Origin of the sequence: Pseudoalteromonas sp. PAR1, assembly GCF_947311895.1 — a bacterium.
Lineage (GTDB): Bacteria > Pseudomonadota > Gammaproteobacteria > Enterobacterales > Alteromonadaceae > Pseudoalteromonas > Pseudoalteromonas lipolytica_C.
Genome location: NZ_CAMZMY010000003.1, coordinates 228,675 through 250,533 on the forward strand (window position 1 = coordinate 228,675; position 21,859 = coordinate 250,533).

The 21,859-nt window shown below is 40.7% G+C and carries 24 protein-coding genes; 12 read left to right on the plus strand and 12 right to left on the minus strand.

Features of this window, described 5'->3' with window-relative positions:
* Nucleotides 1-54: 54 nt before the first annotated feature.
* A complete protein-coding gene (locus QL229_RS03705; protein WP_135925550.1) occupies nt 55-663 on the plus strand; it encodes a hypothetical protein in 609 nt (202 codons plus the stop codon).
* Between the two features lie 47 nt (nt 664-710).
* Here the strand turns inward: QL229_RS03705 and QL229_RS03710 are convergent, their stop codons facing one another.
* The 3 genes from QL229_RS03710 to ccsA all read right to left on the minus strand — a co-directional run bounded on the left by QL229_RS03710 (nt 711) and on the right by ccsA (nt 3,851).
* The gene (locus QL229_RS03710) at nt 711-1,550 is read right to left on the minus strand and encodes a mechanosensitive ion channel domain-containing protein (protein WP_135925547.1); all 840 of its coding nucleotides are present in this window, start codon (nt 1,548-1,550) and stop codon (nt 711-713) included.
* A 167-nt stretch (nt 1,551-1,717) separates the two neighbouring features.
* The gene (locus tag QL229_RS03715) at nt 1,718-2,986 is read right to left on the minus strand and encodes a CNNM domain-containing protein (RefSeq protein WP_135925545.1); all 1,269 of its coding nucleotides are present in this window, start codon (nt 2,984-2,986) and stop codon (nt 1,718-1,720) included.
* 61 nt (nt 2,987-3,047) lie between these two features.
* Entirely contained in the window at nt 3,048-3,851 is an 804-nt protein-coding gene (ccsA, locus tag QL229_RS03720) for a cytochrome c biogenesis protein CcsA (protein WP_135925543.1), read from the minus strand.
* A gap of 242 nt (nt 3,852-4,093) precedes the next feature.
* On the opposite strand from ccsA, the gene ffh reads away from it, so the two are divergent.
* The 6 genes from ffh (at nt 4,094) to tyrA (ending at nt 9,085) form a co-directional block, all read left to right on the plus strand.
* A complete protein-coding gene (gene ffh / locus QL229_RS03725) occupies nt 4,094-5,470 on the plus strand; it encodes a signal recognition particle protein (protein WP_135925540.1) in 1,377 nt (458 codons plus the stop codon).
* Nucleotides 5,471-5,713: 243 nt separating this feature from the next.
* On the plus strand, nt 5,714-5,962 hold the full coding sequence (gene rpsP, locus QL229_RS03730) for a 30S ribosomal protein S16 (RefSeq protein WP_036967110.1): 249 nt from the start codon (nt 5,714-5,716) through the stop codon (nt 5,960-5,962).
* A 17-nt stretch (nt 5,963-5,979) separates the two neighbouring features.
* The gene (gene rimM, locus QL229_RS03735) at nt 5,980-6,513 is read left to right on the plus strand and encodes a ribosome maturation factor RimM (RefSeq protein WP_135925538.1); all 534 of its coding nucleotides are present in this window, start codon (nt 5,980-5,982) and stop codon (nt 6,511-6,513) included.
* Nucleotides 6,513-7,280 carry a tRNA (guanosine(37)-N1)-methyltransferase TrmD gene (trmD, locus tag QL229_RS03740; RefSeq protein ID WP_135925535.1) on the plus strand — a complete coding sequence of 256 codons (768 nt, stop codon included), beginning with the start codon at nt 6,513-6,515 and terminating at the stop codon, nt 7,278-7,280. Before rimM ends, trmD begins: the two co-directional genes overlap by 1 nt.
* A gap of 33 nt (nt 7,281-7,313) precedes the next feature.
* Nucleotides 7,314-7,673, plus strand: coding sequence for a 50S ribosomal protein L19 (gene rplS / locus QL229_RS03745; RefSeq protein WP_130051062.1), 360 nt, complete (start codon nt 7,314-7,316; stop codon nt 7,671-7,673).
* 278 nt (nt 7,674-7,951) lie between these two features.
* Complete coding sequence (tyrA, locus tag QL229_RS03750) at nt 7,952-9,085, plus strand: bifunctional chorismate mutase/prephenate dehydrogenase (RefSeq protein WP_138556842.1); 1,134 nt, start codon at nt 7,952-7,954, stop codon at nt 9,083-9,085.
* A 77-nt stretch (nt 9,086-9,162) separates the two neighbouring features.
* Here the strand turns inward: tyrA and nhaB are convergent, their stop codons facing one another.
* Nucleotides 9,163-10,743, minus strand: a complete 1,581-nt coding sequence (nhaB, locus tag QL229_RS03755; RefSeq protein ID WP_135925530.1) for a sodium/proton antiporter NhaB — start codon at nt 10,741-10,743, stop codon at nt 9,163-9,165.
* A 267-nt stretch (nt 10,744-11,010) separates the two neighbouring features.
* Here nhaB and fadR point away from each other — a divergent pair, with 267 nt between their 5' ends.
* The gene (gene fadR, locus QL229_RS03760; RefSeq protein WP_054561887.1) at nt 11,011-11,724 is read left to right on the plus strand and encodes a fatty acid metabolism transcriptional regulator FadR; all 714 of its coding nucleotides are present in this window, start codon (nt 11,011-11,013) and stop codon (nt 11,722-11,724) included.
* 116 nt (nt 11,725-11,840) lie between these two features.
* On the opposite strand, the gene bcp is transcribed toward fadR, so the two are convergent.
* On the minus strand, nt 11,841-12,320 hold the full coding sequence (bcp, locus tag QL229_RS03765; protein WP_135925528.1) for a thioredoxin-dependent thiol peroxidase: 480 nt from the start codon (nt 12,318-12,320) through the stop codon (nt 11,841-11,843).
* 10 nt (nt 12,321-12,330) lie between these two features.
* A complete protein-coding gene (locus QL229_RS03770; protein WP_135925526.1) occupies nt 12,331-12,864 on the minus strand; it encodes an ACT domain-containing protein in 534 nt (177 codons plus the stop codon).
* Between the two features lie 368 nt (nt 12,865-13,232).
* Here QL229_RS03770 and bamC point away from each other — a divergent pair, with 368 nt between their 5' ends.
* Both bamC and QL229_RS03780 read left to right on the plus strand, forming a co-directional pair.
* The gene (bamC, locus tag QL229_RS03775; protein WP_135925523.1) at nt 13,233-14,294 is read left to right on the plus strand and encodes an outer membrane protein assembly factor BamC; all 1,062 of its coding nucleotides are present in this window, start codon (nt 13,233-13,235) and stop codon (nt 14,292-14,294) included.
* A 70-nt stretch (nt 14,295-14,364) separates the two neighbouring features.
* Nucleotides 14,365-15,732, plus strand: a complete 1,368-nt coding sequence (locus QL229_RS03780; RefSeq protein ID WP_135925521.1) for a YjiH family protein — start codon at nt 14,365-14,367, stop codon at nt 15,730-15,732.
* A gap of 30 nt (nt 15,733-15,762) precedes the next feature.
* Here the strand turns inward: QL229_RS03780 and QL229_RS03785 are convergent, their stop codons facing one another.
* Entirely contained in the window at nt 15,763-15,909 is a 147-nt protein-coding gene (locus tag QL229_RS03785) for a DUF2897 family protein (RefSeq protein WP_138556844.1), read from the minus strand.
* A 39-nt stretch (nt 15,910-15,948) separates the two neighbouring features.
* Nucleotides 15,949-16,485, minus strand: coding sequence for an acyloxyacyl hydrolase (locus tag QL229_RS03790; RefSeq protein WP_135925515.1), 537 nt, complete (start codon nt 16,483-16,485; stop codon nt 15,949-15,951).
* 238 nt (nt 16,486-16,723) lie between these two features.
* Here QL229_RS03790 and QL229_RS03795 point away from each other — a divergent pair, with 238 nt between their 5' ends.
* Entirely contained in the window at nt 16,724-17,317 is a 594-nt protein-coding gene (locus QL229_RS03795) for an ABC transporter substrate-binding protein (RefSeq protein ID WP_135926296.1), read from the plus strand.
* Nucleotides 17,318-17,565: 248 nt separating this feature from the next.
* Nucleotides 17,566-18,903: an ankyrin repeat domain-containing protein gene (locus tag QL229_RS03800; RefSeq protein WP_135925513.1), complete on the plus strand. Its 1,338-nt coding sequence runs from the start codon at nt 17,566-17,568 to the stop codon at nt 18,901-18,903.
* 85 nt (nt 18,904-18,988) lie between these two features.
* On the opposite strand, the gene QL229_RS03805 is transcribed toward QL229_RS03800, so the two are convergent.
* Genes QL229_RS03805 through QL229_RS03820 form a run of 4 tightly spaced genes read right to left on the minus strand, consistent with a single transcriptional unit; the run spans nt 18,989 to nt 21,858 of the window.
* Complete coding sequence (locus QL229_RS03805) at nt 18,989-19,444, minus strand: DUF2069 domain-containing protein (protein WP_235382261.1); 456 nt, start codon at nt 19,442-19,444, stop codon at nt 18,989-18,991.
* A complete protein-coding gene (gene wrbA, locus QL229_RS03810) occupies nt 19,441-19,995 on the minus strand; it encodes an NAD(P)H:quinone oxidoreductase (RefSeq protein WP_135925508.1) in 555 nt (184 codons plus the stop codon). The genes QL229_RS03805 and wrbA overlap by 4 nt, the downstream gene beginning before the upstream one ends.
* The gene (gene arsC / locus QL229_RS03815; protein ID WP_281546494.1) at nt 19,995-20,342 is read right to left on the minus strand and encodes an arsenate reductase (glutaredoxin); all 348 of its coding nucleotides are present in this window, start codon (nt 20,340-20,342) and stop codon (nt 19,995-19,997) included. The genes wrbA and arsC overlap by 1 nt, the downstream gene beginning before the upstream one ends.
* A 55-nt stretch (nt 20,343-20,397) precedes the next feature.
* Nucleotides 20,398-21,858 (minus strand): M48 family metalloprotease, encoded by a 1,461-nt coding sequence (locus QL229_RS03820; protein WP_135925502.1) that lies wholly within the window; start codon nt 21,856-21,858, stop codon nt 20,398-20,400.
* Nucleotide 21,859: the final 1 nt, after the last annotated feature.

Genomic DNA, 21,859 nt, shown 5'->3' on the forward strand with positions numbered 1-21,859 from the left:
TTCATAAGTTCAGACTGACCTGATGAGAAAAAGTTCAGCGAGATACATAAAAAAATGAAAAAAAGTTTAATTATTTTATCGCTGGCCGCTTTAATGGCGGGTTGCGCAACGGCTCCTCCAGAGCAACCTCATGATATTTGTAAGATTTTTGAGGAAAAGCCTGACTGGTACTACGATGCGCGTGATGCGCAAGAAAAGTGGGGCTCACCTAAACACGTACTCATGAGTATGATGTATCAAGAAAGCTCATTTCGCCATGATGCAGCGCCACCTATGGAATATTTCTTATGGGTCATTCCTATTGGCCGAGCCAGTTCAGCGTATGGATACTCGCAAGCAAAAACGCCAACTTGGTCAGATTACATTCGCGAAACTGGTAATAGTGGGGCAGACAGAGACGATTTTGATGATGCGATAGACTTTATGGCTTGGTTTGTTTATAAAACTCATAAAGTAAACGGAATATCAAAATGGGACGCCTACGCGCAGTACTTGAATTACCATGAAGGGTGGGGCGGCTATAAACGCGGTACTTATAAAAGTAAAAAGTGGTTGATGAGTGTTGCCAATAAAGTAAAACACCGAGCTAGCCGGTATGGCGCACAACTTAAAAAGTGCGAAGCTGATCTAGATAAAAACTGGTTTGAACGCTTATTTAGTTAAGGTTTTCATATTAAAAAGCCCGCATCAATATGCGGGCTTTTTAATGGTTATTTACCAGGGAACTGGTGTATATGCACATCGCGTTGTGGGAACGGAATGGTAATATCTTCAGCATCAAATGCTATTTTCACACGTTCGTATAAACCAAAATAGACTGGCCAATAATTGTCTGTTTCAACCCAAGCCCAAACGAGCATACCAATATGGCTCTCACCATGTTGACTGACATGTACAACCGGCTTTTTCTCTTCGATATTTTTCAAAACTAGATCATAGTCATTTAATACCTTCATTAACACATCACGGGCTTTATGTACGTCATCGCCGTAGCTGATACCAAATTCAATCGCAACCCGGTGTAATGGCTCTGAGAACTTATTCTTAACGCAACCATTTGAAAGAGTGCCATTAGGAATAATAATTTTTTCATTATCATAGGTAAGTAAAACGGTAACAAAAATTTGAATTTCAACTACTGTGCCCATATAGCCTTGGGCTTCAATAACATCACCCACTTTAAAAGGCTTAAAGAACAGGATAAGCACACCACCTGCAAAGTTAGCAAGACTGCCTTGTAAGGCCATTCCAACGGCCAAACCGGCTGCACCAAGCATTGCAATAAATGAAGTAGTTTCAATTCCTATCATTGACGCAACTGAAATTAGCAGAAGTACTTTTAAAATGACCGAAATAAATGACACCAAAAAGTGTGTAAGTCCCACTTCAAACTTAACCTTGGTCATTGATTTTTCAGCCATATTTGAGATACGACCGATAAGCCACCACCCAACTATTAAAACAACAATAGCGAGAATGAATTTAGGTCCATAGAGTAGCAGTAGCTCAATTGCTTGATTATAAATGTTTTCGATCGATATTTCGTCCATGATTGCTCCTTATTAAATGCGGCAGTTAAATAGCTACTAATAGTAGCCGAAACACTAGCGGTTTGCGGGAGCGTACGTTGTAAATATGAAACTTCAGAAAGGAAATAAGAATTTAGATACAAAAAAGGAGTGGATGACCACTCCTTTTTGTTGAAAATTAATGATGATTAAGTAGTACGCTTACTTGGCAGTACTTTAACAAGTTTAACCATGTTTTCTTTAACTTCGAGAACTTCGATTGGATAGCCAGCAATACGCAAACTGAGGTTTGAGTCTGGGATATCTTCTAAATATTCAACTATTAAACCACTCAGGGTCTTCGGCCCATCAATTGGTAGCTCCCAACCCATTTCTTTATTTAAATCGCGAATATTAGCACCGCCATCTACAAGTACTGAGCCATCATCTTGCTCGGTGACTTCCTCACTTGGTGTACGCGTTTGCGTTGTTGTGAAATCACCCACTACTTCTTCTAAGATATCTTCAAGTGTTACTAAGCCTTGAATATCGCCATATTCATCAACCACTAAACCAATACGTTCTTTCGATTGCTGGAACTTAAGTAGTTGCGTGTTTAGTGATGTGCCTTCAGGAATGAAGTAAATTTCACGAACTGCACGTAACAATGACGGTTTATCAAATTGTTCTTTAGTTAATAGGCGCAGTGCATCACGTGAGTGAATAAAGCCAACAGCATCATCAATTTGGTCACGATATAACAGTACGCGTGTGTGCTGTGCATGAGTAAGCTGGCGGCTGATAAGTTTCCAATCGTCATTAATATCAATCGCAACGATTTCGTTGCGTGGGATCATGATATCTTCAACCGTAACTTGTTCTAAATCTAAAATTGAAGTTAGCATGCTTTGGTGGCGGGCAGGTAAAAGAGCACCTGATTCGTTCACCACGGTTTTTAATTCTTCTTTACTTAGGCTATGTTCTTCAATTTGTGCTGTGGTAATACCAAACAAACGCAACATGCCGTTGGTCATCCAGTTAACGATAACCACAAATGGGAAAAGTATTTTTAACAGCCCTTTGAGCACGATTGAGCTTGGAAAAGCGACTTTCTCTGGATAAAGCGCGGCAAGTGTCTTTGGTGTTACTTCGGCAAAGATTAAAACAACCAGCGTTAGCGCGCCGGTAGCTATTGCGATACCAAGATCACCATACAGGCGAATACCAATGATTGTTGCAACCTGTGCTGCGGCAATATTAACTAAGTTGTTACCAATCAAGATCAGACCAATAAGTCTGTCAGGGCGACTTAACAGTTTGCTGACGCGCTTCGCTGCACGGTGATCTTCTTTAGCAAGATGACGCAGGCGAATGCGGTTAATTGACATAATCCCAGTTTCAGAACCAGAAAAATAAGCAGAAATAAGTATCAATAATCCCAATACAATAAACAGGGTACTAGTCGATATGTCGTCCAACGATGGATCCTTTTTTTATAAATCAGTGCATATTAAGCTAGAGACAGCTTGCTGAGTCAAGTTAAAACTTATTTAGAATCACTTCTTGAATGAAACGGCTGCCAAAATAAGCAAGTGACAAGACAAATGCGGCTATCATGATCGAAAACACAACAGGCTTACCACGCCAGCCTTTACGCAAATGTCCAACAGTGACCACAGTAAAAATCAACCAGGCTACTAACGATAACACTGTTTTATGGATAAACTCACTTGCAAACATCCCCTCTAAGAAGATAAACCCAGAAAGCAGTGCAAAGGTAAGTAAGATAGTGCCTAACGTCAGTAACTGGTACAGCTGACGCTCAACCACCATTAATGGGGGAAGATGGCTATGTACAATCGCCAAGTCTTTGCGTTTTAAACGCTTGTCGATAAAATAAAACTGCACAGCATATAAAGTGGCGATGATTAGTACACAGTAAGCTAATAGAGATAACGAAATATGTGTTACCAAGCCGAGCTCAACATTTATTGATTGTAAAATAACGTGATGTGGAATAAATAAGCTGGCGAGCGTTAGTATGGCTGCAAAACCGTAGACTACAGGTAATAAAAGGGTCGCAGGAAATTTAAGTGACACGGCCGTTACCGACACCACAATGACCCAGCAGGTCAATAAGGCAACGTTTACAATGCTTAGGTCTTGGCCATCAGCGCGAAAAACAGAGTTCACCAACAGTAGCATATGAGCAAGAATAGCAACGGTGCTCAAAATCACGGTGAGTTTCTGGCTTGGACCTTGTTTGTGAAAAAGGCGTGAAAGCACATGCGATGTCGCTAACACATAAAACAAACTAGCAATAATTGTTAAACTAATAATCATCGTATTATGGCCACTTAATTTATTCGATAAATCCTTGTCTCATTGATGCCATTGTATTTTATAGCAAGGCAAAAGCATAGAGTTTGTAAAAAGAAACTCAAACAGCGCACTTGAATACTGTATTGTCGGCCATCATTTACGGTATACTGCTAGGAATTAAATTTTAATATTGCCTTTATTGCCGAATAAACTGTACGTTTTACAAGCAATTTAGGTGAAACTCGTTTTATCGGAAACTTTACATGTTTGAGAATCTCCAAGAACGCTTAGGTAAAACCTTAAAAAATATCAGTGGCCGCGGACGCCTAACTGAAGACAATATTAAAGATACATTACGCGAAGTCCGTATGGCATTTTTGGAAGCGGACGTTGCCTTACCTGTTGTTCGTGAGTTCGTTAAGCAAGTTAAAGAACGTGCCGTTGGTGTTGAAGTAACGAAAAGCTTAAGCCCAGGCCAAGTCTTTATTAAGATTGTTCGTGAAGAACTTGAAAAAGCCATGGGCGAAGCCAACGAAGAGCTTAGCCTTAATGCACAGCCGCCAGCAGTAGTGATGATGGCAGGCTTGCAAGGTGCGGGTAAAACAACCAGTGTTGGTAAACTAGCTAAATTCTTAAAAGAGCGTAAAAAGAAATCTGTATTAGTTGTGAGTGCCGACGTTTATCGTCCGGCAGCAATCAAACAGCTTGAAACACTGGCTGATGAAGTGGGTGTTGAGTTCTTCCCAAGTGACATTTCACAAAAGCCTGTAGATATTGCCAACAGCGCTATTTCGCACGCGAAGAAGAAATTCATTGATGTGGTATTAGTTGATACCGCGGGTCGTTTACACGTCGATAACGACATGATGGACGAGATCAAAGCACTTCATAGTGCAATTAATCCAATTGAAACCTTATTCGTTGTTGATGCGATGACAGGTCAAGATGCGGCAAATACTGCAAAAGCATTTGATGAAGCACTGCCTTTAAGTGGTGTGATCTTAACCAAGACCGATGGTGATGCTCGTGGTGGTGCTGCCTTATCGATTCGTCATATTACCGGTAAACCAATTAAGTTTATGGGTGTGGGTGAGCGTACAGATGCACTTGAACCATTCCACCCTGACCGAATTGCTTCTCGTATCCTAGGTATGGGTGATGTACTTTCATTAATCGAAGAAGTCGAGATGAAAGTAGATAAAGAGAAAGCTGCTAAAGTTGCCGAGAAAGTATTTAAAGGTGACGGTTTCACATTAGATGATTTTGCAGAGCAACTTCGTCAGATGAAGAACATGGGCGGCATGATGTCGATGCTTGATAAGCTGCCGGGTATGCAAAACCTTCCAGATGCTGTAAAAGGTCAAATGGGCGATAAAACTTTCGTGCAAATGGAAGCGATCATTAACTCAATGACACCAAAAGAGCGTGCACGTCCTGAAATCATTAAAGGCTCTCGTAAAAAACGTATTGCTGCTGGTTCTGGTACCCAAGTACAAGAGATCAATAAACTGCTTAAGCAATTTACGCAAATGCAAAAAATGATGAAGAAGATGAAAGGCAAGGGCGGCATGAAGAAAATGATGCGCGGTATGAAAGGTATGTTACCACCGGGTATGATGGGTGGCGGTCCAAAATTTTAATTGAGCTTATCATTGAGCGTGTACAAAAAAGGGGCATATAGCTCCTTTTTTTGTAGATAAATTATGCGTAGTTGTTAGCTGAGTGTAAGATTTAAAGCCCAGATCAGTGTTTAATCAACTAAACTTACATTTTGCAGCAGTTCTTACTTGCAATGTTGCAAAAAACTCGTACAATTCCCCAGCTTCCCGTACTGGGGAGTAAATCTTATTAATGAAAACAGTCAATCTAATGTAGAGGACGGTATGGTAACTATTCGTTTGCAACGTGGTGGCGCTAAAAAACGCCCTTTCTATCAAATTGTGGTTGCGGATAGCCGTTTCTCGCGTGACGGTCGCTTCATCGAGAAAGTAGGTTTCTTTAACCCAATCGCTTCTGGTCAGGAAGAAAAAGTACGTTTAGATTTATCTCGTGTTGAACACTGGGTAGGTCAAGGTGCATCTCTTTCAGATCGCGTAGCTAAATTAGTTAAAGACGCTCGTAAAGCGGCTTAATAGGCGTAAGAGTAACCATGAGTCAAGAGAACACCTCGTATATTACAGTAGGAAAGCTCGGTGCCCCGTATGGTATAAAGGGCTGGCTTAAGGTGCATTCATTTACTGATGATCCCGAAGGGATCTTCGATTTCAGCCCATGGTTGATAGGGCAACAAGGTAAATGGCAGACCTTAGAAGTGGTCGACTGGCGTCGCCACAACAAAGGCTTTATCGCTAAAGTTGCGCAAGTAAACGACAGAGACGAAGCAATGGCTTTGACCAATGTAGAAATTTCCGTGGATGCAGCGCAGCTTCCAGAATTACCGCAAGGTGAATTCTATTGGCGAGATCTCATCGGCATGTCAGTTGTAACCGATAAAGGCTACGACTTAGGCACTGTTGATGACCTAATGGAGACAGGGTCAAATGATGTTTTGGTTGTGAAAGCAAACAAAAAAGATGCATTTGGCCAAGCAGAACGTTTGATTCCTTTTTTAACAGACTCTGTTATCAAAGAAGTTAAACATGATGCAAGAGAAATTACCGTAGACTGGGATCCAGGGTTTTAATGTCACAAACAAGTTCACTATGGGTAGGGGTGATTAGCCTTTTCCCGGACATGTTTGATGCGATAACTACCCAAGGGGTTACAGGTCGTGCAGTTAAAAATGGTCTAATCGACTTTAATTGCTGGAACCCACGTGACTATGCAACTGATAAGCATAGGACCGTGGATGATCGCCCTTATGGCGGTGGTCCAGGCATGTTAATGATGGTTGAACCATTGAAACAAGCCATTCTTGACGCAAAAAAAGCGGCAGGTGATGGTGCAAAAGTAATTTATATGTCCCCGCAAGGGCGCAAATTAGATCAACAAGGGGCAAGCGAGCTTGCCAACTCAGATAAGTTGATTCTAATTGCCGGTCGCTATGAAGGTATAGACGAGCGAATTATAGAGTCGTACGTTGACGAAGAATGGTCAATAGGCGATTTTATATTAAGTGGTGGTGAACTACCCGCTATGACGCTAATTGATGCAGTAGCACGATTAGTACCAGGGGTGTTAGGGCATAACCAGTCAGCTGAGCAAGATTCATTTTCGGATGGCTTGCTTGATTGTCCTCATTATACACGGCCAGAGACATTGGATGATAAGCAGGTTCCCGCTGTATTACTCAGTGGTAACCACCAAGAAATTGCAAAGTGGCGTTTAAAACAATCACTTGGCAGAACTTGGCTACGTCGTCCTGACTTGTTGCATAACCTAGCTCTGACTGAGGAGCAAGCGGCACTTCTTGCTGAGTTCCAGCAAGAGTACCAACAAGCTTGTGGCTAGAAGACAGTTACACCTAGGAAAGTGAGAAATATAATGGCAAAAGTAAACCAAAATATTATTAAAGCGCTTGAAGAAGAGCAGCTTAAATCAGACGTACCAGCATTCGGCGCTGGTGATACAGTTGTTGTACAGGTACGTGTAAAAGAAGGTAACAAAGAGCGTCTACAGGCCTTTGAAGGTGTTGTAATCGCTAAGCGTAATCGTGGTCTTCACTCAGCATTCACAGTTCGTAAAATTTCGAGCGGTGAAGGTGTTGAGCGTGTATTCCAAACGCACAGCCCTCTTATCGATAGTATCTCAGTTAAACGTCGCGGTGCTGTTCGCCGTGCGAAGCTTTACTATCTACGTGAGCGTTCTGGTAAATCTGCACGTATTAGAGAAAAACTTAACTAATACGCGCTGTTTTACAACGCAAAATAAAACGGGTTGCAGCCTTAGGTTGCAACCCGTTTTGGTTTTTATAGCAAAAAATATCTAGTTACGACTTTCAAACTTAGTTGTCAGCACTTCTTAATATCTCTTTCTAATTTAAATATTCCCTTGTGATTCAAGCCGTGTAGAAGTGTTAGGGCTTTGTGCTTTGCTGTTTATCCTGTTACTATAATTCGTATTGAAAGCTTTACTTTTTTGTATATATTTTTGTACGTTTTTTGGGTTTGAGGTGTATTAACGTGGTAACAGTGAATGAGCTTGATGAATTAAGGACAGGAATTGACGAATGCGATGCGCAGTTAGTTTCCTTGTTGGCAAAAAGAAACAGTATAACGGCTAAAATTGGTGCAATTAAGCAGCAAATTGGCGCCCCTTTGCATGCGCCGGATCGCGAAGCTGATTTACTTGAAGCGCGAAGACAAGAAGCGATTGCACAAGGAGTTAACCCTGAGTTAGTTGAAGATATTCTGCGTCGTATGATGCGTGAAGCATATCAAAATCAACAAGGGAGTTTGGCTTGTTCAGCTCCTCAGTTATCTCCTATTGTGATTGTCGGTGGGCAAGGTGCGATGGGTCAATTGTTTGCACAACAATTCATTCGCTCAGGATACGATGTACGAATTTTAGATAAAGAGCAACAAGCCGACAGCGAAGCGATATTAGCCGGTGCAAAACTTGTACTTGTAAGTGTGCCAATTAATGCACTTGAGCAAGTCGTTGCTGCATTACCAACACTTGATGATGACTGTTTATTAGTTGATATTACCTCAGTTAAACAAAAGCCTTTAAAAGCCCTCATGGCAGCTCACAGCGGCCCTGTGGTAGGTTTACACCCAATGTTTGGTCCAGATATTTCGCACTGGGTAAAACAAACGGTCGTCGTGTGTGAAGGGCGAAATCATGAAGTAGCAAAAGGGCTAATGGCACAATTACAGATCTGGGGTTGTCAAGTAGTTGAAATGGATGCCAAAAAGCATGATGAAGCGATGCAAATCATCCAAGTAATGCGCCACTTAACAACGTTTGTGTACGGACAATTCTTAGCTAAACAAAGCCATACGTTAGCAGAGCTACGTAGCTGCTCTTCACCTATTTATCAGTTAGAGTTAATGATGGTAGGGCGTTTATTTGCCCAGTCACCAGAGTTGTACTCTGACATCATGCTGGCGCAATTTGATGATGTAGAGCCGTTACTTGCGAGTTATCAAGACACCTTTGCAGACACTCTTGAGAAGCTAAAAGCTGGTGATAAAGAGTCATTAATAAATGCCTTTGCTAACGCAAAAGAATATTTCTCTGATGCAACTGCACATTTCTTAACACAAAGCCGAAGCTTACTTAATAAAGCAAACGATGCGAAAGTGTTAGATTAATAATTTTGTTTAATTAAACCAAAAGCCCGCATCAAGCGGGCTTTTTAGTTTCAAATGTGTTGTTGGCAATAATTGCCCTAATGGCCACCTAAGGAGCCTGGTAACGCACCTGTGTGGTGATTAATTAAACCCCATTGATACAGTAAATCAGTCATATCAGAAAGGCTGAATAAGGTCATGCTTAAACCGACAACTGTCAACACTATGGTATAAGGTAGCGCCATATAAACCATGCGCCCATAAGATAGCCTCAACACAGGGGCTAACGTTGAAGTAAGTAAGAATAAGAACGCAGCTTGTCCATTTGGTGTGGCAACACTTGGAAGGTTGGTGCCGGTATTAATTGCTACAGCTAATAAATCAAACTGGTCACGAGTAATTTGACCAGCTTCGAGTGCAGCTGCAACTTCATTTATATAAACAGTACCCACAAACACATTATCACTGACCATCGACAGAATACCGTTGGCAATAAAAAACATAACAAGTTGCAATTGGCCTTCAAAGGTCAGAACCCAAGCAATTACGGGGGTAAATAAATGTTGGTCAATGATGACGGCAACAATAGAAAAGAATACGCACAACAAAGCAGTAAATGGCAATGCTTCTTCAAAGGCTTTGCCAAGTTGATGCTCTTCTATAATTCCTGCACTGGCTGTGGCAAAAATAATCACAGACAAGCCAATTAGACCAACAGTGGCAAGGTGTAAAGCAAGGCCAATGATAAGCCAAACTGCAATAACAGCTTGAATAGCTAGGTTTACCTTATCGCGTGTTGTGCGTTTTTTCTCAAGCTTCTTCGCATGATCAGATAAAATAGTGTGGATCGGGGCGGGCAGTTTCGCACCGTAACCAAACGCTTTGGTTTTTTCCAATAAAATAGTTGTGGATATACCCGCAATCATAACCGGCAGGGTGATTGGTAACATGCGAAAGAAAAACTCGCCGAATAGCCAGCCAGCTCGCTCAGCAATAATTAAGTTTTGTGGTTCGCCTACCATCGTACACACTCCTCCTAAAGCGGTGCCTATAGAAGCATGCATTAATAAGTTACGGAGAAAAGCACGGAATTCTTCAAGCTCTTGACGATTGACCGGTCGTACTTGATTATCATCATTAATATCATGTTCACTACTCGAGTCCTTTCCCGAAGCAACTTTATGATAAATGCTGTAAAAACCCATCGCTACAGCAATGACAACAGCCATAACAGTTAGCGCATCTAAGAAAGCAGACAAAAAAGCTGCAGCAATCGTGAACGACAGCGACAATACAGTTTTACTTCGCACTGAAACAACAAGCTTTGTGAAGATATACAGAAGCAAGTCTTTCATAAAGTAAATACCTGCCACCATAAAGATAAGCAGCAAAATAACATCAATATTTTGTACTATTTCATGCTCAACTTGCCCAGCCGACGTCATCCCAATGAACATGGCTTCAATGGCAAGTAAGCCTCCAGGCTGAAGAGGGTAACACTTTAAAGCCATAGCAAGAGTAAAAATAAACTCTAACACTAAAACCCAACCCGCAAGATAGGGGTTAAGTTGAAATAATATAGGGTTTATTAGTAAAAAGGCGACAATGGTGTATTTATACCATTGAGGCGAGGTCCCCAAAAAATTTTTAAAGATCGCTGGTAAAATCCGCTGCTGCATCGCTGTACCTTATTATTTGTGCTTGTTGTTATTTCAAGTTAACTAAGCTTAGAGCTTATTTGAATTGTTAACTAGGTATATTTACTATACTTAAAGTATTATTCTTTTGGTGTCTTATTGGGCCGAAAGGGCTTTTATTTAGCTATAAATAATAGATTTTTATGCACACCGGACTTAGTTTACTTGTTAGTTGCGGATCATCTGGTACAATCAGTGGGTTGTTCGCACATTGCGATAATAAAAGTTGCTAACTCAAGTGGAAAATGAATGAGAATTTTTAAAGCGAAAAGCCCAGCAGGTTTTGCTGAAGAATACATTGTTGAATCTATTTGGAATGGTGACTTTCCGCCGGGATCGATTCTTCCGGCAGAACGTGAATTGTCAGAGCTGATTGGTGTAACACGTACAACCTTACGTGAAGTACTTCAGCGTTTAGCGCGTGATGGCTGGCTAACGATCCAACACGGTAAACCAACACGTGTTAATAATTTCTGGGAGACTTCTGGTCTTAATATCTTAGAGACACTCGCACGTCTTGATGAAGATAAAATGCCAGAGCTTACCGATCAACTTCTTTCGGCACGAACCAATATCAGTGCTATTTACACGCGTGCAGCTATTAAATTAGCACCTGAGCGTGTAATTGAAATTCTTTCGCAGAGCGAAGAGCTAGAAGACAGCGCTCAGGCATTTGCTGATTATGATTACAAAGTTCACCATGAGCTTGCTGTGGCTGGTAATAACCGTATTTACGTGTTGATACTAAATGGCTTTAAAGGTTTTTACTCTAAAATTGGCTGTCACTACTTCTCTGACTCACGTACACGCGAATTAGCACGTCAGTTCTATAAAGACCTAACAGAACTTGCTGAGCGACGTGAACATGATGGTGCAATTTCGATGATGCGTAAATATGGTCATCAAACAGGTGAGATTTGGCAGCAAATTCGTGGCGATATGCCTGAAGACATCATGGATTAATAATCTGTTTTGCTGCTTTAAAATTACAAACCCAGCTCGATTGCTGGGTTTTTTGTACGTGAAGATAGTATTTTTAGCAAAAAGCGTTACCAAAGGTAACGCTTTTTGTTTAAAAATTAGTTTTGCGCGAGATAATCTAAAACAACCTGATGATGGTCTTTGGTTTTGAACTTATCAAACACGTGTTTGATTTTACCGTCTTGACCTACAAGGAAGCTAATACGATGAATTCCTTCGTATTCTTTACCCATAAACTTCTTATAGCCCCAAATACCAAAAGCATCTGCAATGGCATGATCTTCATCAGCTAATAAATCAAAGTTCAGCTCTTTTTTGGTTTCAAAGTTTTTTAAACGCTTGATTGGGTCTGGACTTATACCAACGATACGGGTGTTAAATTTAGCAAGCTCAGCTTTTTCGTCACGTAAGTTCTCTGCTTGTACAGTACAACCTGGTGTTGATGCCTTCGGGTAAAAATAAACCAGTACTTGCTGCTCTTTTAATAAATCGGCTAACACGATTGTTTCATCGTTTTGATTTTGTAGACTAAAAGCAGGGGCTGTGTCACCTGCTTGTAGAGGATTAATTTTCTTCATACTGTGCTCCTTAACGAATGCGTCTAAAGATATAATCTACGTTCAAACTACGAGAAAGATCTTCAAAGCTCACTTTAAAATTATCAATATCAACGTCGACAGGAATATTAAACTCCAGTTCACAGCGCATTTTTAGTTCATTGTCTTCTTCATAAGTGTCTGACTTAAGTGAACAAATGCTGATGTTGTTGTCAGCAAAAAAACGAGTAACTTTGCTTAATGTACCCGGAGTGTCGATACCCGTATATTCAAGGGTGTAACCGGCACAAAATTCACATGCAATATGACTTGCTGTGCGTTTCATCATGGTTAATAAACCAAGTTCCATTCCTTTAGTTGGCAAGGTATGCTCGATTCGGCTAATTGCAGACATATCGCCTGCTAATAACATAATAAAAGTAAATTCATTACCCAAGATAGCAATGCGACTGTCAATAATATTGCAATGACAATCACTCACTAGCTGAGTTAATTCGCTAACGATACCGGGCCTGTCTTCGCCAATCGCTGTGAGCACTATCTGATGATTTGAAAAAGCAGTCATGGAATTTTAAGTACCTAGTAATTAAATAATACCAATGGGTATAAGCCAATAAGCCTTGATTTCACGTGAGTTTAATACTGCACGGCGGCGAAGTTTACCATAATTAACATCGTTAACGGTAGCTGCGATTAATTAAGCCGTTAATAAAGTGTGCTCTTTCTTGTTTTTAGGGGCATCAGAAAGTACCATAGTTAAAATTTTGCAAGGCGATAAGTAAACATATACATGACGCGTTAACCCAAATTGCTCGGGTTATTTGCATAAAAACAATAAATGTAAAGTTATAAATGATTTTACAGTGAACCAAATCGGCATTACCCACTCATATATTTGTTAAAAAATTAAGGGTTTGCTAAGGAGAAATATCTGTGCAGTATTGGATCTCAAAGGCGCTTGCTGTAAGCGTAATGGTAAGTTTAACAGGATGCAGTGTGTTCACTGATGAAGCACACCATAAGCGTAATTATCGTGCAAATGAACCGGTCAAAGCGCCAGCTGGCCTTGCGCAACCGACTCAAGATCCGACTTACAAAATGGATGTTGCACAATACGACAACAACCCTGAAGCAAAAAATTATCGTCCGCCAGCACAGGTTATTACCATCGCGCAAGGAACTTGGGTGGAAGAAGGTGATAAATTAGCTCGGGTTTATTTTGATAAAAATGATGGTATTGAAGATCTAGATACATTCATTTGGGACTCTATAAAAGCGGTATTAGCAGAGAAAAACACTTCTGTAGAAAAAGCTGACAAAGCAACAAATAGCATCGAAACAGGCTGGTATACAATTATTAAACCTGAAGATGGTTGGTTTTGGGAAAGTGAAAAAGAAGTATCTCAACAACGCTTTTTATTTACAATTGAAGAGAAGTCGCATCAACGTACAGCTTCTTTAACCTCAAAACTTGTTGATTATAAAAGCGGTTCACAACAATTGACGCCACTTTTACAGCAACAACTAGAAGTGCGTGCTCTTAACCAGATTATTGCTGAGTTTGATTACCGCTACCGTCAGTTAGAAGTGGAAATGCGTAAGCAACAAGGCATTATTTCTCTTGAAATGGGCTTTGATAATAAAGGCAACGCTGCGCTTGTAACTGAGCAAGAATACAGCATGGTATTCGATCGTTTTTCTGGTTTCTTAGAGCGTTTATCTTTCACAATTGTTGAGATTGACCAAGAGCGTGGTTTGATCACTGCTGATTATAAAAAGCCAGAGTCAAGTGTTTGGGATTCAATTTGGGGCGAAGAAGTTGCTGAGTTACCAATTGAAGATGGCCAGTACCAAATTCTCGTTAGCCGCACTAATGATGGCGGTACAAGTTTAACTTGGATGGATTCGCAAGGTGCTACGCTAGAGCCTGGTACAATGAATGACCTACAACAAGCATTAGAAAACGCGCTGCGTCAGCGTGGAATTAATATTTAATAATTAAAAAAATTAAACCACCACAAAAAGAGCCTAGCCGCTCTTTTTGTGGTTTCTACAGGTTGAAAATATGTCTAACTTAAACGCAACAAATCGCATCGACATGCGAACCTTGTTCACCTTTTTCGTTCCTTCACTTATAGGTGTCTTCTTATTCATGACGCCGGTACCCATAGGTGAAGCAATGACCATCCCAATTGCTGTTATGGCAAAAGCAGTGCAACAATGGATTGCACCTTTTGCACTGGGTTTGATTACCAGTATTGTTTGTATCACCGGTATTTTATCTTTAGTGATAAAGCTGTTTAAACCACAGCCATTACTTAAGTACTTTATAATTAAACATTTATTTGATGTTAGTTGGCTTTGGCTGAGTGTTCGATTACTGGGGATGGTATTTATTATTCTGACCTATACAAAACAAGGGCCAGAAATGATTATTTCCGGTAATACCGGTGCATTGGTGTTAAACGACTTATTGCCCGTGTTGTTTTCTGTGTTTGTTTTAGCGGGATTATTATTACCGTTATTATTAAACTTCGGTCTACTTGAGCTAGTGGGTACCTTATTAACTAAAGTGATGCGCCCACTTTTTGGTGTGCCAGGTCGAAGTGCAGTCAACTGTGTGGCATCTTGGTTAGGTGACGGTAGTGTGGGTATTTTGATGACCGCTCGTCAGTATGAAGATAAACACTATACACAACGCGAAGCTGCCATTATTGGTACCACTTTCTCAGCTGTATCAATTACCTTTTGTTTAGTTGTTATTGGTCAAGTAAAGCTTGAGCACTTATTTGCACCGTTTTATTTAACTGTGTGTTTAGCCGGTTTAGTGGCAGCACTAATTGTGCCTCGTTTACCACCATTACGTTTTAAGAAAGATTTATATTTTGATGGAAGCGAGCCCGATAAAGATGCTGAGTTGGTACCTGAAGGTAAAACCTTAATTTCGCATTCGTTAGATGTCGCATTTGCTAAAGCGCGCACTGCACCGGGCTTTGTTGGTACAGTTAAAGAAGGTCTGCACAACGCATTTGATATGGTATTCGCAGTATTACCTGTGGTTATGGCGGTGGGCACATTTGCTCTGATCATTGCTGAATACACGCCGATATTTGAGTATATGGGTAAACCATTTGTACCATTTTTAGAGCTTCTTCAAGTACCTGAAGCCGAAGCTGCAGCACAAACTATTATGGTTGGTTTTGCAGATATGTTTATTCCATCAATTCTTGCTGCAGGCAGTATCGAAAGTGACGTTACACGTTTTATTATTGCAGCAATGAGTGTAACCCAATTGATTTATATGTCTGAAGTCGGTGCTTTGCTTTTAGGAAGTAAAATTCCGGTAAATATTATTGAGCTATTCTTCATCTTTATTTTGAGAACCTTAGTGACATTACCGGTTATTGTCTTAATGGCGCATTGGCTAGTATAAATAAGCTAAGCCTTTTTAAAAAAGCCCTGATTATTCATCAGGGCTTTTTTTATCTTTACCAGTGTCATCTTTAGGTACCTTGAAGTCCATTTTCGCAGCATGTTTTAGCAACATAAGGTTACCAATTACTACACCAAATACTGCAACAAAAATGCCTATAATTTGCCATGTTTCCATCTTGAAATCCTGTAAATATATGCAGCACAATAGTAGCACTTAAAATCGTTTGGCATAAGACAGTGAAATAAAATCAAGTCCAGGGTTAGGGCTTTTAAATCCGGCGTTGGAATAGTGTAAATACCTGAGTGCTAAGCTTGTGTTGTTTCCTAGGTCTGCCACTAATCCTAATCTGTCCTCAAACTGGTAGTGAGTACTAACATTTTTGCCTGCAAAATGGGTGTCATCCAACAGTGAAACCCCAATACCAAACTCCACATGAACAGGTATGTTTTTCACATTAAACGCCGGGTATTGGATCACTGGAGAGATAGCTAACACGATATTCGTTTGATGTCTGTTGTCTTTGCCATACTGCCAAACATTAAAGCTTGATTCGAAGTATACCCGAGCATGTTCAAAAGGCAGTTTTTCGTTTGGTAAATGGTATTGATAGGCAAGCTTTAACCCTTTCACATCGCCTTCACCTTGAATATAATCAATGGCATAGCCATGATTTTGGGCGGCATCAATCGATGGTGCTAATAGTAATGCTGTGCTTAGTGCAAGTGCTTTTAGTGGGTGTTTTAATTTCATATCGGTAATTCTTACTATGACTTTGAGCAAGTAGATAGGGGTGGTGACATTGCTTTTTCAATGTGCGTAAACACACAGAACTTGTGCATATTCTCGCTTTTTTAAGCAATCCATTGAAAAACTTGGTAAAAACCGATTGATGCCAATTTGGCATTAAAACGTTGACGTATTGTTTCTTTTTTTGTGGTTTCAATATCGGTATATTGGCGGAAATTTTCAATCACAAGCGAATACGATGATGACCAAATTAGTTAACTCACTTTTGCTAATTGCAACGTTACTTACTACAAGCGTGTTTGCTAGCGAAGACCGTTCGCCAAAGCAATTGTTAGAGTCAGTCACAGCAGACTTATTTGTTGATATTGCTAATGTAAACTCCAAAGGTGACGCTAGCACTGAGGCAATGGCTAGTATTGTTGAAAAACGTTTGCTGCCCCATATGGATACCAAGTTCGTATCATATAAGTTGTTGGGTAAACACATAAAAGGGTTACGCCGTGAGCAAGCAATCGATTTTATCGCAGCTGTAGAGCATTACTTAACAGTAACTTATGCGGGTGCATTGATGAAATACACTGGGCAAAAAGTAGTGTTCGATCCATCACAGTTGATAGATGACGGATATGCAACGGTAAAAACTCAGATCATTGATGATAATGCGCCGACTATTGATTTACACTTTAAACTTCGCCAAGGTAAAGACAAGCAATGGAAGGTATACGATATTGTTGCTGAAGGTATTTCTTTATTAAGTGCTAAGCAAAAAGAAGTACTTCAACGTATCAGCCAAGTGGGCATTGATAAAGTGACTCAAGAGTTAGCAAGTAAGTAGCAGTCTCCAACCAAGCAGTGAGTATTACCAATGTACCACTGCTTTTCTATTTTCTTTAAAAATCACCTACTTTGCGCTAGCACCAATTGCCCTCTGTGGTAGAATCAAGCTAGTTTTTTCATCTTGAAGTATCGAATTAGATACTCGTTGTTTTGTTTCATTATTAAGCTCAGTGTCAGTTAGTTTTTGCTATAACGTAGAGCTTAATAAGTCACCTAATAATGCGTGAGCGGAGTTGTGTTGTTTTAATGGAAAATGTACTAATTTGGCCAAAGGAGTACCCGTTACTGATCAAAGGATTAGCTGAGCAAAACGGGGCTTATATTTTAGACGCTTTAGAAGCTTGGCCTGCATGTCGTTCAACCAATGAAGATGATGGTGTCTGTGCAACAGTCCTTCCGCCTATTTATTATCTTTCTTGGTTAACTCCACTAGATCCATTCGAAGAGTGCTATTTTCAACATATTTCTGAGTTTGACGAAGCTGCATTGAACTATATCAATGCGATGAAACAGCACTTTTTAGAAAATGAATATACTCCTGAGAGCTTAGTGCTGATGTTGTGCCAGCGTTTAGAAAAATACGCAAGTGCATTTGCCCAATCAGCGGTAAAAACGCCCATTACATTGATTCAACAGTTATTTAATCGCCGATACTTTACGGTGATTGAGCATGTCTTGGAGCAAGGGGCTAAAATGTCTGCAGAAGATGTGCTGACTCTTTGGACCGAAGTAGACTTTAGAGAACGTTTTAGCGGATTTATCCCTGACTCTGTGGCTGATTTAGAGCAGTTAACTGCGTTAGCCGCTGAAAAAGTTGCGCACGGTGAGGATTATTTCACGTTACTTAAGTTGATCTCTCCGGATGTTGATTCGGTGTCTCTTTTAGAACAAGCATTGCTTGCTCACTTAAGCCATGAAAGCGCCAAACAAACCATGGCTAAGCGCTTTATTGAACAAGGGGCTACTGGCACCCTAGCTGATGAGAATGGTAAAACAGCTTTTATGTGGGCAACAGAGAAAGGGTATGTCAATGTTGTTGAAACCCTGCTTGAGCACCAAGATAAAACCATTCAAGACAATAAAGGCAACACAGCTCTTCATTACGCAGTGTTCGCTGAAAATGCGCCTTTACTCGTTTTGTTACTCAAAAATGGTTTTGACTTCAGAGTACGTAATAAAGATGGCTTAAGTTGTTATCGGTTAGCTGTGAGTATTAAAGCTGATAATTTAGTCAAGGTTCTTGAACATGACTTCGGGATTAAAGAGCTTTCGCCTGAAGGGCAGTTTGACCGCGTTAAAAAAGTGCACCTCTTGCACGCCATAGTTACCTTGCTATTTCCTGTGCAATTGTTTTTCTTCTTTGATGACAGTATTGCCATTAAAAGTGAGTTAACACTTAGCTTTACGCTGGTTTCTATTCTGTGCTTTTTCTTTGCTACCAGTTTGAAGCGATGCGCACTTTACCCACATATACGCCATCCATGGGGACTTTTCTTATTAAGAATGTTCTCGTTACTTAGCTTAATCGGGCAAGTTGGTCTGGCAAGTATCGTCGCTTTAGCTACCTTAGCTGAGTTAGTGTGATTAGTTAACGATTAGCAAATATGACATAAAAAACGGCAACCTTGGTTGCCGTTTTTTGTTTCATCTTTAGATAAAAGAATCGGTATTATTTATCGTGCTCGTGAGCGGCTTTTTCTTCAGCCAGCTCTTCTTTTAATTTACGTATCTTAAGACCAAGCTCTTGTCCACGGTGGCGTGCATAGTAGGTACAGCCAATAAACATCAAACTAGCAAAGATTAACTCAAGTAACACCCAAATTAGCTGCTCTTGTGCCACCCACAGTAATGTAAAACCATGGATAAAATAGAACATTACGATAAAGTTGGCCCATGCATAGGTATAAGGTTTATCTTGAATAATGCCTTTAAGTGGCAGCAGCAGGGGAAGTATATAAACTACAAAGATAAAGGCATTGCTATGTCCTTCTCTTGGGGCAATTAAAAACAACCAAATCGGCATCAAAACTAATAAGCCAACATAACCTATTAACGCAAAACGTTGAAATCGTTTAGTGATAGGCTTTTTGGCTACGGGCTGTTTTAATTCAGTGTCCACGCTCATTGTAATTTACTCGCAATTTGCGCCAAACGTTTTCCAACACTTTGGCATATTTTAATTTCGTCTTTACTTAATACATTGCTGTTGTTGCTACCAGCAACATGACTGGCCCCGTAAGGCGTTCCACCAGTTTCAGTTGCGAGTAATTCAGGCACCTCATAAGGCACACCGAGCAACATCATGCCGTGGTGTAATAATGGCAGCGATAGATTTAATAAAGTGGCTTCATTACCACCATGCATACTACTGGATGACGAAAACACACAAGCTGGTTTGTCGATTAATTGACCTTTTAACCATAAGTCGCTGGTGGTTTCCCAGAAGCTCTTTGCTTGTGAGGCCATCATGCCAAATCGTGTCGGGGTGCCAAATGCCAAACCATCGCAATTAATTAGATCATCTTTGCTGATCACAATATCATGCGGCTGACGCTGCACAAATGTGCGTAGTAGGGCTGTAGCACCTTGCTGCTCAATTGACTCGGCTATCTCATGTGCCATAGCTTCCAAAGAGCCATGGCTTGAGTGGTATAGCACAACAATGTTTATAGCCATTAAAGTACGCTTAATACGTTTTCTGGTGGACGACCTAGAGCAGCTTTGCCATTGTTCTCAACAATAGGGCGCTCGATTAGTTTTGGATTGGCCACCATCGCAGCAATTAACTTGTTCTCGTCTTGCTCGTTTTTCAGTTCAAGCTCTTTGTAGATATCTTCCTTTGTGCGCATTAACTCACGCGCTGAGGTAAAGCCTAGCTGTGTCACAAGCGTTGCAATTTGTTGTTCATTAAGTGGTGTTTTAAGGTATTCAACAACACTTGGCTGCACATTATTGCTTTCTAATAGGGCAAGGGTTTCACGTGATTTAGAACAACGAGGGTTGTGGTAAATAGTTACAGACATAGCGTGGTCTCTGATTTTAATAATTTGGCTTATTTTAGGGCAAGCAGTGCAAGACTTAAAGTCTCGCAAGCTCTTTTTGTAACTGTCGGTATTGCGTGAGTAGGGCTTTTAAGCGCTGCTGTTTTACTAACTCTTCGGGTTCAACAAAATTCAGCGCTTTTTGAATTTCATCGGCCGCTTTTAAATAAGCGCCATATTGGGCCAGTACATCTGCATGGGCTTCATGGTAGGAGGCCATGTTTTCTTGTTTTTTGTACACATCAGCAATGAGCTCTTTAGCAAGGTTGTGATCAGGCTTTGCGAGTAAGTAAGACTTTAAAATACGCTCAGCAACATCAAATTGTTTTGCTTCAATGGCGGCATTAGCGTAGTTAAGGGCGATAACCTGATTGTTAGGTCTGTCGATATCTAACTTAGCTAAAAACTCTACCGCTTCATCGGCTTTACCTTGGGCAATTAATAAGTCGGTGTGGGTATCGATGTAAAATAAATTCTTTGGATCTTGCTCAAGCAGAGGATTAAGAATGCTGGCTGCTTCATCTAGCTTTTTTTGATCCAATAAACTAATACCCAATCCATATTTTAAGGCGGTGTCGTTATGTACGCTATTATCACGCATCAGCTTACGGAAAAGATCTTCTGCCGCTTTAGGTTTTTGGTGATACCTTGCTATAACTCTGCTTTTGGCTAAGTTGAAGTCGAGACTGTCTGAGTAATGTCTCTTTGGGTATTGCTCTGCACGTAACCGCACATCTGATACCCGGCTTTCGGGTAGTGGGTGGGTAAGCAAAAATGCAGGTGGCTTATATTTATAGCGAATTTGCGCAGCGAGCTTGGTTAAAAACTCGCTTGATTGGCGCGGATCAAACCCTGCATTGTTGAGAGTTTGCATGCCGATGCGGTCAGCTTCTTGTTCAGCTGCACGGCTATGAGTAAGCTGACTAAATGCGGCTTGAGTCTGGTTTGCTGAAATAATCGCTATCCCAGCATCTGGAGCAACAACGGTTGCTAATATCCCCGCAATCATGCCTGCAATAGTAAGTGCGCTGTTATCTTGCTGCTGCTGAATACGACGCGCTAAATGGCGCTGTGTGACGTGGGCAATTTCATGGCCGAGCACTGAGGCAAACTGACTTTCGTTGTCTGCTTGAGCGATGAGGCCTGTGTGAACACCCACATGACCCCCGTAAAATGCAAAAGCATTTATCTCTGGGTTGTTTATCCAAAAAAATGAAAAGGGAAAACGCACATCGTTTGCGTTAGCAACTAATCGACGACCTAATGTCGTTAGGTATTCATCAAGCACAGGATCATTGACGACGGGTGATGAGCCACGAATTTGCATCATCATTACTTCGCCTATTGCTTGCTCTTTTTCAATAGGCAAGGCTTGTAAAGCCGAGGTCCCTAAATCGGGCAGCTTAAAATTAGTTTGCGCCTTCAACGGCTCACTATGCAGTATCGAAAATGTTAGTAAAGCACTGCATAGTGTTATAAAGGCTGATTTTAGTCGCATC